Consider the following 13,360-nt stretch of genomic DNA (forward strand, 5'->3'; position numbering starts at 1 on the left):
CCGCCGACCAACCCTATTTTGAGCTGCTTAGTTAAGCAGGGCGCTGGTTGATCACTTCATCGATCAAGCCGTATTCCTTCGCAGCTTCTGCACTCATGAAGTTGTCGCGGTTGGTATCGCGCTCGATTTCCTCAAGCGTACGGCCGCTATGCTTGGCCATCAGCGTGTTGAGACGCTCACGAATAAAGAGGATTTCCTTGGCATGGATTTCGATATCCGACGCCTGGCCCTGGAAACCGCCCAGTGGCTGGTGAATCATCACACGCGAGTTCGGCAGGCAGTAACGCTTGCCAGGAGCACCGGCCGTCAGCAGGAACGCGCCCATGCTGCACGCCTGACCGATACAGGTGGTCGACACGTTAGGCTTGATGAACTGCATGGTGTCGTAGATCGACATGCCCGCCGTCACCGAACCGCCCGGGGAGTTGATATAGAGATGGATGTCCTTGTCCGGGTTTTCCGCTTCAAGGAACAGCAGTTGCGCACAGATCAGGTTGGCCATGTAGTCCTCTACCGGACCAACCAGAAAGATCACCCGCTCCTTGAGGAGGCGCGAGTAGATGTCGTAGGCACGCTCGCCACGAGCGGACTGCTCGACAACCATCGGGACCAGGCCGCCTGCGGCCTGGATATCAGAGTTCTGCTGAATATACGAATTTCGGAACATGCTCTGCAGTCACTCCCAAATAGTTATGTCTTGAATACGCATAAGCCAGCACGAAGGCTGGCTTATGGTGATTGCTTCTTACCGCAAAAGTGATCAGTCGGCTTTTGGTGCTTCTACCGGCTTGACCGCTTCTTCGTAAGAGACCGACTTGTCGGTCACGCTAGCTTTCTGCAGAACAGTATCCACAACTTGCTCTTCCAGCACAACCGAACGAACTTCGTTCAGCTGCTGGTCGTTCTTGTAGTACCAGGACACAACTTGCTCAGGCTCCTGGTAGGCCGAAGCCATTTCCTGAATCATTTCGCGAACGCGGGCTTCGTCAGGCTTGAGGTCGAATTGCTTGACCACTTCAGCCACGATCAGACCCAGCACTACACGGCGCTTGGCTTGTTCTTCGAACAGCTCGGCCGGCAGCTGGTCAGGCTTGATGTTGCCGCCGAACTGCTGAACGGCCTGCACGCGCAGACGGTCAACTTCGTTGGACAGCAGCGCCTTAGGCACTTCGATCGGGTTGGTGGCCAGCAGACCATCCATTACCTGATTCTTGACCTTGGATTTGATCGCCTGACGCAGTTCACGCTCCATGTTCTTGCGAACTTCGGTGCGGAAGCCTTCCAGACCGGTTTCCTTGATGCCGAATTGAGCGAAGAATTCTTCGGTCAGCTCAGGCAGCTTTGGCTCGGAAACGGTGTTCACGGTCACGGTGAACTCGGCAGTTTTGCCAGCCAGGTCGAGGTTCTGGTAGTCCTCTGGGAAAGTCAGGTTCAGAACGCGTTCTTCACCGGCTTTGGCACCCACCAGGCCTTCTTCAAAACCAGGAATCATACGACCGGAACCCAGCACCAGCTGAGTGCCCTTGGCGGAACCGCCAGCGAACACTTCACCGTCGACCTTGCCAACGAAATCGATGTTCAGCTGGTCTTCGTTCTGGGCAGCGCGATCGGCCACTTCGAAACGGGTGTTCTGCTTGCGCAGGATGTCCAGCATCTTGTCCAGATCGGCATCAGTCACGTCGGCGCTCAGGCGCTCTACGGTGATACCGTCGAAACCGGCAACGGTGAACTCAGGGAACACTTCGAATACGGCTACGTATTCCAGGTCCTTGCCAGCTTCCAGGGATTTTGGCTCGATCGACGGCGAACCAGCCGGGTTCAGCTTCTGCTCAACCACCGCTTCGTAGAAGGAGGACTGGATCACGTCGCCTACAGCTTCCTGGCGAGCATCAGCACCGAAACGGCGCTTGATTTCGCTCATTGGCACTTTGCCTGGACGGAAGCCAGCAATCTTGGCCTTTTGGGCAGTCTGCTGCAGACGCTTGTTGACCTGAGTCTCGATGCGCTCAGCCGGCACGGTGACGCTCATGCGGCGCTCAAGAGCAGTAGTATTTTCAACAGAAACTTGCATGGATATTCCTCGTTGCACAGACGTTAGCCGGCCGTTTCCGACCCCAGAATCAAGGGCATGCATTCTAGTGGGTCAAACTCAAGAAGTCACCCTACTGAAAACGGGTAAAAACGCAGCAGGCAATTTATAGGTGCGAATGCACGAATGCACCTCGCCCCGAAGGCAAATACAGCCAGTCACGCCAGGGCTCTGCGCCAACCCTTCTATATATAGAAGAGACTGCCAATCATCTCCCTGACAGCCGATCTTGCAAGCAAGACCGGCGGGCAGCGCGGCATCATCGAGAAACATAAATACGACGAAACGCCCCGCCGCTGCAGCTCAGAACTTGCAGCCGCTAAAACAAAAAAGGCGCCAGACTGTTAAATCTGGCGCCTTTTCGAAATATGGGGTGGACGATGGGGATCGAACCCACGACAACGGGAGTCACAATCCCGTGCTCTACCAACTGAGCTACGCCCACCATATTGCAGTACAAAGAATGAACAACTTCTCTGTTGAACCTCGACCACGCCAAGCGACATGAGCAAAGCTTTATTTGGTGCGGATGAAGAGACTCGAACTCTTACGCCTCGCGGCGCTGGAACCTAAATCCAGTGTGTCTACCAATTCCACCACATCCGCGGTTGAAGCTTTTAAAGCAAAGGCGCCAGATTGTTAATCTGGCGCCTTTCGAAATATGGGGTGGACGATGGGGATCGAACCCACGACAACGGGAGTCACAATCCCGTGCTCTACCAACTGAGCTACGCCCACCATATCGCGTTACTTGTGCCAAAGTTGCCTAATGGCGCACCCGGCAGGACTCGAACCTGCGACCATCCGCTTAGAAGGCGGATGCTCTATCCAGCTGAGCTACGGGCGCCTTGTTAGCTGTAACCTTGAAGGACTACAAACTAAGTGCTTTCCAGCTTTGCAGAACCGCGGTTCCGCTCGACCTTCTCAACCAGTGCTAGGCTGTGCCCGACAAGTGCGACGAATAGTATAGAGCGACCTGAAGGCCGTCAAATCTTTTTTAAAAAAAATTCATTTAATTAAAGGGCTTAGAGGAATTTGCAGACCAAGCGCCTTTGCCCTCACCGCATGACATGCGAGAATGCGTTCTCTTTTTTTCCCCTCTCGATGGTTAATCACGCGCAATGACTGCACAACTTATCGACGGCAAATCGATCGCCGCCAGCCTGCGCCAGCAGATCGCCCAACGCGTCACCGAGCGTCGCCAGCAAGGTCTGCGCACGCCGGGCCTCGCGGTGATCCTGGTCGGCAGCGATCCTGCCTCTCAGGTTTATGTCTCGCACAAGCGTAAAGACTGTGAAGAAGTCGGCTTCCTTTCCCAGGCCTATGACCTGCCTTCCGAAACCACTCAAGAAACGCTGACCGATCTGATCGATCGCCTGAACGACGACCCGGCGATTGATGGCGTTCTCCTGCAGCTTCCACTTCCAGAGCACCTGGATGCCTCCAAACTGCTGGAGCGCATTCGTCCGGACAAAGACGTCGACGGCTTCCATCCTTATAACGTCGGTCGCCTGGCCCAGCGCATTCCCCTGCTGCGCCCCTGCACCCCCAAAGGCATTATGACCTTGCTGGAAAGCACCGGCGCCGATCTGTACGGGATGAATGCCGTCATTGTCGGTGCCTCCAACATTGTTGGTCGCCCGATGGCGATGGAGTTGTTGCTGGCCGGTTGCACCGTGACCGTCACCCACCGCTTCACCAAGGACCTGGCTGGCCACGTCGGCCGCGCCGATCTGGTCGTGGTCGCCGCCGGCAAGCCGGGCCTGGTCAAGGGCGAGTGGATCAAGGAAGGCGCCATCGTGATTGACGTCGGAATCAACCGCCAGGCAGACGGCAAGCTGGTCGGTGATGTGATCTACGAAACCGCCCTGCCCCGTGCAGGCTGGATCACACCAGTGCCCGGCGGTGTAGGCCCGATGACTCGTGCCTGCCTGCTGGAAAACACTCTGTATGCAGCTGAAACACTGCACAGCTAAGTTGCAGATTGGCATAAGAAGAACCCCGCCCATCGCGGGGTTTTTTTTGTCTGTAAAAAAAGATCGACCATCCGCCGGAAAATGACGTTTTTTTCATGTTTCCAAGGACTTTCACCTGTTACTTGAACAACCATCGACAGTTATTCAGCCATACTCCAAAATGTCGCGCTTTTTGAGAAATAGCCCGTTACAAAACGGCTTATCAACACCTTATGAGTCTGCCAGCGTGAAAATCCGTCTTTCTATCCTGAGCCTATTGTTTGCCGTTACAGGGATTCTCATCACGCCAATCGCCAGCGCTGGCGAAACGACCGCGGCGCCGCGGGACAACACACGACTCAAGCTCGCGTCCGGCAGCACTTTGCTGGTTGATTTGCAGACCAACAAAGTCATCTATGCCAATAACCCGGACGTGGTGGTACCCATCGCTTCCGTCAGCAAGTTGATGACCGGCCTGGTCGTGGTCGAAGCCCGTCAGAACATGGACGAGTACATCAACATCAACATCAGTGACACCCCGGAAATGAAGGGCGTGTTTTCCCGGGTCAAACTCAACAGCGAGATGCCACGCCGGGAAATGCTTCTGATCGCGCTGATGTCCTCGGAGAACCGCGCCGCCGCGAGCCTCGCCCATCACTACCCTGGCGGTTATGCGGCATTTATTGCCGCAATGAACGCCAAGGCAAGGGCACTGGGCATGAACAGCACGCACTTTGTCGAACCGACCGGCCTGTCACCGCGCAACGTGTCCACCGCTCGCGACCTGAGCAAGCTATTGGTCGCCGCGCACAAGTACCCTTTGCTGACTGAGCTGAGCACGACCAAGCAAAAAACCGTGTCGTTCCGCAAACCCAATTACAGCCTGGGTTTCCGCAACACCGACCATCTGGTCAACAAACCGAACTGGAACATCGAACTGACCAAGACCGGTTTTACCAACGCTGCTGGTCACTGCCTGGTGCTGGTGACCCATATGGCTAATCGCCCGGTTGCGCTGGTCATTCTTGACGCCTACGGCAAGTACACCCACTTCGCCGATGCCACGCGCATTCGCAAATGGGTCGAAACCGGCAACAGCGCGACGGTGCCGTCCGTAGCGTTGCAATACAAATCGGACAAAAACCTCAAGCAACGCCAGAGCGGCGTGGTTGAAGCCTCGAAGTAGCAACGCGACACGAACCTGTGGCGAGGGAGCTTGCTCCCGCTGGGCTGGGAAGCGGCCCCATGGGACAGCTACGCTGTCCAGCGGGAGCAAGCTCCCTCGCCACAGTTTTTTTTAGCCATTAATCATTAGGCAGCGGCATCTGGTCATCATCCGGAATACCGTCTCCAGCGCTCGGATCCCGCCAACCTTTCGGATGTTCCCCGGGTGCAACCGCTGGACGGGCCAGCGGATCACGCAGCGGGCTGTCAGGGTCCATCACCGGGTCCATGTCTTTCTCCGGCGTCGTAGGAACAGTCTCCGGACGCTTGTCATCGAAACTCGAATCAGTAGACATACGCACCTCCATCAAGTCTGCGGTTTCAGATCGCCAAGGGGATCGTAGGGCTTCGCCGGAGCCTTGGGGTTATCACCCGGTTTTACGTCCCGAGGGGCCTTGGCCGGCCCTGTGGGGTCGACCTGGGGATCAGCGAGATCGGGGGAATCGGGGTCAAAGTCGAGCTCATCACCGGAGGAGTGCTCAGATGAATGTGGGCCGTCGGGCGTAGAGGAATGAACCATGGTCGCCTCCTGATCAGGGCCCGAAACGTTCGGGCCCTTACAGATCAGAGGCTGGCTGCGGTCGCAGGTGCCCGGCAGGTGACGAACGGGACTACTGTGCGGCCAAGGCTTTCCTGGCTTTGGCGGCCGCCTGCTCCTGACCGGCCTGGGCCAAGTCACTCGCCGCCTTGAGCCAGCGCGGACGATCGACCTGGGCCGGGATTTGCGTCGGACTCTGGATCAACACTGCCCAACCGCCAGCGTCCTTGAAGGCCGATTCAAACGAGCTGAAGCTCATCAGCGTATTGCGATTCATGCCGGCCCGCAGCAAGACTGTTTGCTTCTGGCGGTTATATCCGGAAAGAATCGCGTAACGAGGCTCGGCCCACATCGCAGAACCCTCAGTGAAGCGCACCATCACTGGAAAGCCGGCGGCTACCTGGCTCAGCAACGCGGGCAAATTACTGTCGAGGGGATAGACGACCATGCCGTACTCACGGGCAAGGCTTTGCATGTTTTGTTGCAATTGCCCTTCCGCACCCGGCAGGTGCAAGGGTTCATCGAGCAGGCCCGGCGTGATCACGACGCCCTGCTGCGACAACATGCTCGCCAACACTTGCGGCCCGCTCTGGAACGCGACGCCTTTGTAGAACCGACCACTAAGCTCCACCCGCTCAGGCAGACGCTTGACCTGCGGGTCGACACTCCCCGCACAGCCCGTCAGGCTGGCAATAATCAACGCCATGCAAAGCGCTCGAGGAATCACTCGCACTATCATCACTCTCTTGTTCAGTTGCCAGGCAATCGCGTCGGCTAGGCCGTCGATGATAGGTCGCCGCGCAGCGCCGGTATAGCCTTAAACCGTAGTTGAATGGGTTGGATAGAGCGAACTGGTTGGTGATAGCCGACCTTTGGTCAATAGCCTGAAATACGGCAACGGCTAGACTGTGTTCTAAAGAGCACAAGCACAGTGAGTGCGCCCGCAGCAGGGCAAAGAGGAGGCACAGATGAGCCTGACAATGACCATCGTGATGTTGATTTTCGGCTGGCTGGCCGTCGCCGCGGCCATGTTGTGGGGCGTGCTGCGGATTACCCGACGCCACCATCACCATCCGGTTCAGCCGGCACCACTGGCAAAAGAAGAAGAATCACCCGCCTCTCACGCCAGCGCCCACTGATTTACAACGGGGCACAAACAAAAACGGCCGCCTGACTTCTTCCAGAAGTTTCAGGCGGCCGTTTCATTTGGCGACTATCAGGCTTCAGCAGCCAGGCGCTTATGCCGGTTGCGACGCAGGATGTTCAGCACCTCGACTGCCGCCGAGAATGCCATCGCCGCATACACATAGCCTTTCGGTACGTGGGCACCGAAGCCTTCGGCGATCAGCGTCATGCCAATCATGATCAAGAAGCCCAGGGCGAGCATCACTACTGTCGGGTTGTCGTTGATGAACTTGGCCAGCGGATCAGCCGCGAACAACATCACCAGCACCGAGACCACTACTGCGATGACCATGATCGGCAAATGCTCGGTCATGCCAACAGCGGTAATGATGCTGTCGATGGAGAACACCATGTCCAGCATCAGGATCTGACCGATCGCCGCGGCAAAACCCAAGGTCACGGTCGATGTCGCCGACTTCGGATCTTCCGGTGCCGGATCCATGCTGTGATGGATCTCGGAGGTTGCCTTCCACAACAGGAACAGACCGCCAGCGATCAGGATCATGTCTTTCCAGGAAAGCGCATGGCCAAGTACCTCGAACACCGGCGCAGTCAACTGGACGATGAACGCGATGGTGCTGAGCAAGCCCAGACGCAGTATCAATGCCATGCCGATACCGATTCGGCGTGCCTTCTGCCGATTCTGCAAGGGCAGTTTGTTGGTCAGGATCGAGATGAAGATCAGGTTATCGATGCCCAGCACGATTTCCATCACGATCAGCGTCGACAAGGCGACCCAGGCTGCGGGGCTGGCGGCAAGCTGTAAAAGGTATTCCATTGGGTCAGTCCTGACTCGTTATAAGACGTTTAGATTTCCTGGGAAGAAGATTCGGTTTTTTCCGCCTCTTTTTCCGATGATTCTTTTTTGCTGATCAAGCTACCCGTGGCATCGCTGAGCGCTTGCTCGGCGGCTTTGTGGGTATCGTCAATCGCTTGTTTGGCGCTTTCGGCTGCCTTGCCCATCAATTGCTGAGCGCTTTTCTCGGCCTGGTCGCAACCGGCCAATACCAGTAAAGACGTGATCAGCAGGGCCGTGGCTTTAACCTTCATGATGTTTTCCTCGATAGAACGAACGAGACCGAAACGATGGCCCGCTAATAGCGACGCATTCTAGGGAGACAAACACTTCAGGAAAATTCGTATTTTTAGCAGCTATACTTCGGTTTTTACGAATCCAGCATTCATCACACAATCGCTTTATGTAGGTGCTGCCGCAGACTGCGATCTTTTGACGTTGCTTTTAAAGATCGCGGCCTTCGGCAGCTCCTACGGGGATATCAGTAGTGCTCAACTATCGCCAATTGCATTATTTTTGGGTGGTGGCCAAAACCGGCAGCATCGTGCGCGCCTGTGAACAGCTGAACCTCACGCCGCAAACCATCAGCGGGCAGATTTCATTGCTTGAACAGACCTATGGCATCGAGTTATTTCGCCGGGTAGGCCGGCAACTGGAACTTACCGAGGCCGGTCGGCAGACCCTGCCCTACGCCGAACAAATGTTTCAACTGGGTGGCGAACTGGAGTTGATGTTACGCGCCCAGCCCAACGAACAGCAGATTCTGTTTCGCGTCGGCGTCGCTGACGTTGTGCCCAAATCCATCGTCTACCGCCTGATCGCACCGACCATGGAGCTGAACGAACCACTGCGCATCACCTGCCGCGAAGACAAACTTGAGCGTCTGCTCGCCGACCTGGCGATCCAACGCCTGGACCTGGTGATTTCCGACAGCCCGATGCCGTCGCACCTGGACATCAAGGGTTACAGCCAGAAACTGGGTGAGTGCGGGATCAGCTTCTTTGCCACCCCAGAACTGGCGGCTCGTTATGGAAACGACTTTCCGCGCAACCTGCACGGTGCGCCGTTGTTGATCCCCGGCCCGGAAACCGTGGTGCGCAGCCGTTTGCAACGCTGGTTCGCCGAGCAGCAGATCCAGCCGCAGATTGTCGGCGAGTTCGATGACAGTGCATTGATGCAGGCCTTCGGCCAATCGGGCAGCGGGATTTTCATCGGCCCGAGCGTAATTGCCGATGAAGTGAAACGCCAATGCGGCGTGGAGGTGATCGGCCAGACCGACGCGGTGAGCGAGTCGTTCTACGCCATCTCAGTGGAACGCAAGGTCAAGCACCCCGGCATTGTCGCCATTACCGAAGGTGCCCGACGCGAGTTGTTTACAGCGCTGTGACGACTTCCCGCGGCTTGAAGGTCATCAGTGCAATGGCCAGCAGGATCGAGGCAAGGATAAAACCGGCCGCGGCGAAACCAAGGCCTTGCAGGCCAACGCTGTCGATCACCCGTCCGCCGATCATCGCACCCAGACCGATGCCGAGATTGGCCCCGGCAATGTTCAACGATGCGGCGAACGCCGGTGCTTGCGGGGCTGCTTTCATCAAGCGCACATGGCTGACCAGGAAAAGCGCGGCCTGGGTCACGCCCCAGACGCCCATCGCCGCCGCCAGCCCCACAGGTGAATGAATATTCGGCACCAGCGCCACCAGCCCGGCAATCATGAAGGCACAGAACATCATTGAAGCCATCAGTGGATGGCGATCCACGGCGCGACCGCCCAGCGAGTTGCCGATCAGTCCGACCGCACCGAAGCCCATCAGGCACCAGCCCACCACCGTGCCGTTGAAACCGGCAAGTCGTTCGAGAATGTCCGCCAGATAGGTGTAGGCGGTGAACATGCCGCTGAACACAATCACTGACAGCAGCACGTGACCGAGCATCAGCGGGCTGCGCAGGATCTTGAACTGCGACCTGAAGCTCACTTGATGTTGATGCAAGTTGGTTTTCGGCAGATAGATAAACAGCAGCAAGGCTTTGGCAAAGGCGATGACCGCCAGAATCGCGAAAGCACTGCGCCAGCCGAACGCGTCGGAAATCAGCGTGCCCACCGGAATGCCGAACACCGAGGCGCAGACAATACCGAAGCCGATCTTGGCAATGGCACGTCCGGCGTAGTCCGGCCCGACGATGTCCACCGCCGTCTCGCTGGCCAAAGCCCAGAACACCGGAAGACCCAGCGCCGGAACCAACCGGGCAAACGCCATCACCCAGATATTCGGCGCCAGGGCTGCGAGCGTGTTGGCCAGGCCAAACATGATCAACACCGAGATAAACAGCTTGCGCCGCTCGAAACGGGCGAAGTACGCCGTGAGAAACGGCCCGAACGCGGCGACGGTGAACGCGAACAAGGTCACCAGCAACCCGGCTTGCGGGATGCTGACCTCCAGATCCCGGGCAATTGCCGGTAACAGGCCAATGATGATGAATTCCGTGGTCAGCACCGTGAAACCGGCGGCGGACAACAGAAGAATGGGCAACAGCATGCAAAACTCCAGAAAAAACGACGACACCAGCGAAGACCCGAAGGCCCACTGGCAAGATGAAAATGAGGATGGCGAATCTTAACAGAGTGTTTCCGGACGCGGTTGCACGAACCTGCATTTCGCGTTGAAGGCCGTGGCGGCAGTTCGTCACAGGCTGAAAGATCGTGCCTACGCTGTGATAAAGTCCGCGCCCTGAAAAACGTACACCCAGTGTTCATCGGCCATTTTTGCGTCGATGTCGCGACACACTTCGGTTTCCTGCCCGCCGAACGCGCGGCGAAATCATGCACTTATAAAAAATTCAGAGACGCCGTTTTATGACTGCTTCATCCCCTTCTTTATTGCACCGCCTCAAACGCCTGAGCCTGGTCACGCAAATCGTCATCGGCCTTATCGCCGGCATTGCCTTGGCCCTGTTTGCACCTGAAGCGGCGAAGTCCACTGCGTTTATCGGCAAAGTGTTTGTCAGCGCACTGAAAGCGGTCGCGCCGATTCTGGTGTTCGTGCTGGTCATGGCGTCGATCGCCAACCACAAGCACGGTCAGGAAACTCATATCCGGCCGATTCTGTTCCTGTATCTGCTGGGCACATTCGCCGCCGCGGTGGTCGCGGTAGTGGCCAGCATGATGTTCCCCTCGAGCCTGGTGCTGTCGACCCAGGACGTTGCGGTGTCGGCACCGGGCGGGATCGGCGAAGTCCTGCAAAGCCTGCTGCTGAGCGTGGTGGACAACCCGGTCAGTGCACTGATGAACGCCAACTTCATCGGTATTCTCGCCTGGGCCATCGGTATGGGTATCGCCATTCGCCACGCAGGCGACACCACTCGTGAAGTACTGGGCGACCTGTCGAACGGGGTGACGGTGATCGTGCGCCTGGTGATCAGCTTCGCACCGCTGGGTATCTTCGGCCTGGTGGCCTCGACCCTGGCCACTTCCGGTTTTGGCGCGCTGATTGGTTACGCACACCTGCTGGCCGTGCTGCTCGGTTGCATGCTGTTCGTGGCGCTGGTAATGAACCCGCTGATCGTGTTCTGGAAGCTGCGCCGCAACCCTTATCCGCTGGTACTGACCTGCCTGCGCGAGAGCGGCATCACCGCGTTCTTCACCCGCAGTTCGGCGGCGAACATCCCGGTCAACCTGGAGTTGAGCAAGCGTCTGGGCCTGCACGAGGACACGTACTCGGTGTCGATCCCATTGGGCGCGACCATCAACATGGCGGGCGCCGCGATCACCATCACCGTGCTCACCCTGGCCGCCGTGCATACATTGGGTATCGCCGTGGACATCCCGACCGCGATTCTGCTGAGCGTCGTTGCGGCAATCTGCGCTTGCGGCGCTTCGGGCGTGGCGGGCGGTTCGCTGTTGCTGATTCCGCTGGCATGCAGCCTGTTCGGCATTCCCAGCGAAATCGCCATGCAGGTGGTGGCGGTTGGTTTCATCATCGGCGTGTTGCAGGACTCGGCGGAGACGGCGCTGAATTCCTCCACCGACGTGCTGTTCACCGCAGCGGCTTGCCTGGGTGAAGAGGCAAAAGCAGAACGCCTGGCCTGACAAAAATCTCTGTGGGAGCTAGCCTGCTAGCGATGATGGCGCAACATTCAACATTGATGTTGGCTGACAGTACGCCATCGCTAGCAGGCTAGCTCCCACAGGGTTCGTGGTGCAGCGAATAAATGCATACCCATGAAAAAGCCCCCGAAGCCTAAGGCTCCGGGGGCTTTTTTGTATCTGGACGGTTTTAGAACGCGCCCATGTAATCGCGCTTGCCCACTTCCACACCGTTATGACGCAGTAGCGCATAAGTCGTGGTGACGTGGAAGAAAAACTGCGGCAGGCCATAGGTCAGCAGGTAAGACTGACCCGTGAAGCGTTTCTCCTTGGGTGTGCCCGGACGGGTGACGATCTCGATCCCTTCCTTGCCATTGATCTGGTCCGGCTTGAACTCGCCAATGAAGGCCAGGACCTTGGCGATCAACGCTTGCAGCTCGGCGAAGGTGGTTTCGGTGTCGTCGTACTTCGGCAGTTCGACTTCAGCCAGGCGCGCGGAAACACCCTTGGCGAAATCAACTGCAATCTGCACCTGACGCACCAGCGGGAACATGTCCGGGTACAGGCGAGCCTGCAGGAAGGCGTTCGGGTCGATGTTCTTGGCGCTCGCGTGGGCTTCCGCTTTCTTCAGCACATCGCTCAGGGCGTTGAGCATTTGCTGGAAAACAGGCACAGAAGCGTCGTACAGGGAAATGGTCATGGCAGTCTCGTGTGATGACAGGAAAGAACGTGGGCCGATTATAGCCACCCCCGACCGTCCTGCGGCTTGTCTTTTATCCTGCAAGGATTAGGCTAGGCTGCTTCGACGGCACAGGGAAAAGCGCGATGAGCACTGATCAAGAACAGACCTTTGACGAACCACGCCTGAACGGCACGGAAATCCGCATTTTGGGCTCGTTGATCGAAAAACAGGCCACCAGCCCGGAAACCTATCCGCTGACCCTCAATGCCCTGGTGATTGCCTGCAACCAGAAGACCAGCCGTGAGCCGGTGATGAACCTCACCCCTGGCCAGGTCGGCCAGAGTCTGCGTGCACTTGAAGGGCGCGGCTTTGCCAAATTGGTGATGGGTAGCCGCGCCGATCGCTGGGAGCATAAGGTCGACAAGGCGCTGGAACTGGTGCCGGCGCAGGTGATTCTGACGGGGCTGATGTTCCTGCGCGGCCCGCAGACGGTCAACGAACTGCTGACCCGCAGTGGTCGCATGCATGAATTCGAAGACACCGAACAGGTGGTGCATCAACTGGAGCGGTTGATTGCCCGAGGCCTGGCAGTGCTGATCCCGCGCCAGGCTGGCCAACGTGAGGATCGTTATACCCATGCACTGGGTGATCCGGCGGATATCGAAGCGATTCTCGCGGCGCGGCAAAATCCGTCGGAGCGCAGTACCGGCAGCGGTGTTTCAATCGAGCGGATCGAAGAGCTTGAAGCGCGGATTGCGGCGCTGGAAGAGCGGTTGGAGCGACTGGAGTAGAGTGAGTTTCCAGTCACTT

The 13,360-nt window shown here is 57.5% G+C and carries 15 protein-coding genes and 4 tRNA genes; 6 read left to right on the forward strand and 13 right to left on the reverse strand.

The features are described 5' to 3' along the window. Nucleotides 1-31: 31 nt before the first annotated feature. The 6 genes from clpP to QMK58_RS20705 form a co-directional block, all read right to left on the reverse strand. Complete coding sequence (gene clpP / locus QMK58_RS20680) at nt 32-667, reverse strand: ATP-dependent Clp endopeptidase proteolytic subunit ClpP (RefSeq protein ID WP_053161532.1); 636 nt, start codon at nt 665-667, stop codon at nt 32-34. A 93-nt stretch (nt 668-760) separates the two neighbouring features. Then, nucleotides 761-2,071 carry a trigger factor gene (gene tig, locus QMK58_RS20685; RefSeq protein ID WP_053161533.1) on the reverse strand — a complete coding sequence of 437 codons (1,311 nt, stop codon included), beginning with the start codon at nt 2,069-2,071 and terminating at the stop codon, nt 761-763. Between the two features lie 387 nt (nt 2,072-2,458). Further along, nucleotides 2,459-2,534 (reverse strand) — tRNA-His (locus QMK58_RS20690). A 76-nt stretch (nt 2,535-2,610) separates the two neighbouring features. Then, nucleotides 2,611-2,695 (reverse strand) — tRNA-Leu (locus QMK58_RS20695). A 56-nt stretch (nt 2,696-2,751) separates the two neighbouring features. Beyond that, a tRNA-His gene (locus tag QMK58_RS20700) sits at nt 2,752-2,827 on the reverse strand. 32 nt (nt 2,828-2,859) lie between these two features. Further along, nucleotides 2,860-2,936: transfer RNA gene (locus QMK58_RS20705), tRNA-Arg, on the reverse strand. A gap of 274 nt (nt 2,937-3,210) precedes the next feature. Between QMK58_RS20705 and folD the strand changes: the two genes are divergently transcribed. Then, nucleotides 3,211-4,065 carry a bifunctional methylenetetrahydrofolate dehydrogenase/methenyltetrahydrofolate cyclohydrolase FolD gene (gene folD, locus QMK58_RS20710; RefSeq protein ID WP_053161534.1) on the forward strand — a complete coding sequence of 285 codons (855 nt, stop codon included), beginning with the start codon at nt 3,211-3,213 and terminating at the stop codon, nt 4,063-4,065. A gap of 226 nt (nt 4,066-4,291) precedes the next feature. Continuing rightward, nucleotides 4,292-5,230: a D-alanyl-D-alanine endopeptidase gene (pbpG, locus tag QMK58_RS20715; RefSeq protein WP_053161535.1), complete on the forward strand. Its 939-nt coding sequence runs from the start codon at nt 4,292-4,294 to the stop codon at nt 5,228-5,230. Between the two features lie 118 nt (nt 5,231-5,348). Here the strand turns inward: pbpG and QMK58_RS20720 are convergent, their stop codons facing one another. From QMK58_RS20720 to QMK58_RS20730, 3 genes are all read right to left on the reverse strand, one after another. After that, a complete protein-coding gene (locus QMK58_RS20720; protein WP_320395350.1) occupies nt 5,349-5,564 on the reverse strand; it encodes a hypothetical protein in 216 nt (71 codons plus the stop codon). Between the two features lie 11 nt (nt 5,565-5,575). After that, on the reverse strand, nt 5,576-5,788 hold the full coding sequence (locus QMK58_RS20725) for a DUF6021 family protein (protein ID WP_053161537.1): 213 nt from the start codon (nt 5,786-5,788) through the stop codon (nt 5,576-5,578). A 91-nt stretch (nt 5,789-5,879) separates the two neighbouring features. Continuing rightward, entirely contained in the window at nt 5,880-6,545 is a 666-nt protein-coding gene (locus tag QMK58_RS20730; protein WP_413817389.1) for a peptidase C39 family protein, read from the reverse strand. A gap of 229 nt (nt 6,546-6,774) precedes the next feature. On the opposite strand from QMK58_RS20730, the gene QMK58_RS20735 reads away from it, so the two are divergent. Then, nucleotides 6,775-6,945, forward strand: coding sequence for a hypothetical protein (locus QMK58_RS20735; RefSeq protein ID WP_320395351.1), 171 nt, complete (start codon nt 6,775-6,777; stop codon nt 6,943-6,945). A gap of 77 nt (nt 6,946-7,022) precedes the next feature. Here QMK58_RS20735 and QMK58_RS20740 read toward each other — a convergent pair whose 3' ends face one another. Then, nucleotides 7,023-7,769, reverse strand: coding sequence for a TerC family protein (locus QMK58_RS20740; protein WP_053161539.1), 747 nt, complete (start codon nt 7,767-7,769; stop codon nt 7,023-7,025). A 29-nt stretch (nt 7,770-7,798) separates the two neighbouring features. Continuing rightward, the gene (locus tag QMK58_RS20745; protein ID WP_053161540.1) at nt 7,799-8,041 is read right to left on the reverse strand and encodes a hypothetical protein; all 243 of its coding nucleotides are present in this window, start codon (nt 8,039-8,041) and stop codon (nt 7,799-7,801) included. Nucleotides 8,042-8,274: 233 nt separating this feature from the next. On the opposite strand from QMK58_RS20745, the gene nhaR reads away from it, so the two are divergent. After that, complete coding sequence (gene nhaR / locus QMK58_RS20750) at nt 8,275-9,174, forward strand: transcriptional activator NhaR (protein ID WP_053161541.1); 900 nt, start codon at nt 8,275-8,277, stop codon at nt 9,172-9,174. Here nhaR and QMK58_RS20755 read toward each other — a convergent pair. Then, the gene (locus QMK58_RS20755; RefSeq protein WP_320395352.1) at nt 9,161-10,321 is read right to left on the reverse strand and encodes an MFS transporter; all 1,161 of its coding nucleotides are present in this window, start codon (nt 10,319-10,321) and stop codon (nt 9,161-9,163) included. The two genes, nhaR and QMK58_RS20755, sit on opposite strands and share 14 nt — an antisense overlap. Nucleotides 10,322-10,638: 317 nt before the next feature. Between QMK58_RS20755 and sstT the strand changes: the two genes are divergently transcribed. Beyond that, complete coding sequence (gene sstT, locus QMK58_RS20760; protein WP_320395353.1) at nt 10,639-11,871, forward strand: serine/threonine transporter SstT; 1,233 nt, start codon at nt 10,639-10,641, stop codon at nt 11,869-11,871. Nucleotides 11,872-12,058: 187 nt separating this feature from the next. Here the strand turns inward: sstT and QMK58_RS20765 are convergent, their stop codons facing one another. After that, nucleotides 12,059-12,568, reverse strand: coding sequence for a DUF1993 family protein (locus QMK58_RS20765; RefSeq protein ID WP_053161544.1), 510 nt, complete (start codon nt 12,566-12,568; stop codon nt 12,059-12,061). Between the two features lie 125 nt (nt 12,569-12,693). Here QMK58_RS20765 and QMK58_RS20770 point away from each other — a divergent pair, with 125 nt between their 5' ends. Further along, on the forward strand, nt 12,694-13,341 hold the full coding sequence (locus tag QMK58_RS20770; RefSeq protein ID WP_053161545.1) for a YceH family protein: 648 nt from the start codon (nt 12,694-12,696) through the stop codon (nt 13,339-13,341). Nucleotides 13,342-13,360: the final 19 nt, after the last annotated feature.

The sequence above is a fragment of the Pseudomonas sp. P8_241 genome (genome assembly GCF_034008315.1).
In the GTDB taxonomy this organism is placed as follows: domain Bacteria; phylum Pseudomonadota; class Gammaproteobacteria; order Pseudomonadales; family Pseudomonadaceae; genus Aquipseudomonas.

Coding starts and splice junctions, on each gene's coding strand:
- clpP (WP_053161532.1), bottom strand. CDS start 667: ATGTTCCGAAATTCGTATATTCAGCAGAACTCTGATATCCAGGCCGCA.
- QMK58_RS20765 (WP_053161544.1), bottom strand. CDS start 12,568: ATGACCATTTCCCTGTACGACGCTTCTGTGCCTGTTTTCCAGCAAATG.
- QMK58_RS20725 (WP_053161537.1), bottom strand. CDS start 5,788: ATGGTTCATTCCTCTACGCCCGACGGCCCACATTCATCTGAGCACTCC.
- QMK58_RS20770 (WP_053161545.1), top strand. CDS start 12,694: ATGAGCACTGATCAAGAACAGACCTTTGACGAACCACGCCTGAACGGC.
- QMK58_RS20730 (WP_413817389.1), bottom strand. CDS start 6,545: ATGATAGTGCGAGTGATTCCTCGAGCGCTTTGCATGGCGTTGATTATT.
- QMK58_RS20740 (WP_053161539.1), bottom strand. CDS start 7,769: ATGGAATACCTTTTACAGCTTGCCGCCAGCCCCGCAGCCTGGGTCGCC.
- QMK58_RS20755 (WP_320395352.1), bottom strand. CDS start 10,321: ATGCTGTTGCCCATTCTTCTGTTGTCCGCCGCCGGTTTCACGGTGCTG.
- QMK58_RS20745 (WP_053161540.1), bottom strand. CDS start 8,041: ATGAAGGTTAAAGCCACGGCCCTGCTGATCACGTCTTTACTGGTATTG.
- tig (WP_053161533.1), bottom strand. CDS start 2,071: ATGCAAGTTTCTGTTGAAAATACTACTGCTCTTGAGCGCCGCATGAGC.
- sstT (WP_320395353.1), top strand. CDS start 10,639: ATGACTGCTTCATCCCCTTCTTTATTGCACCGCCTCAAACGCCTGAGC.
- QMK58_RS20720 (WP_320395350.1), bottom strand. CDS start 5,564: ATGTCTACTGATTCGAGTTTCGATGACAAGCGTCCGGAGACTGTTCCT.
- QMK58_RS20735 (WP_320395351.1), top strand. CDS start 6,775: ATGAGCCTGACAATGACCATCGTGATGTTGATTTTCGGCTGGCTGGCC.
- folD (WP_053161534.1), top strand. CDS start 3,211: ATGACTGCACAACTTATCGACGGCAAATCGATCGCCGCCAGCCTGCGC.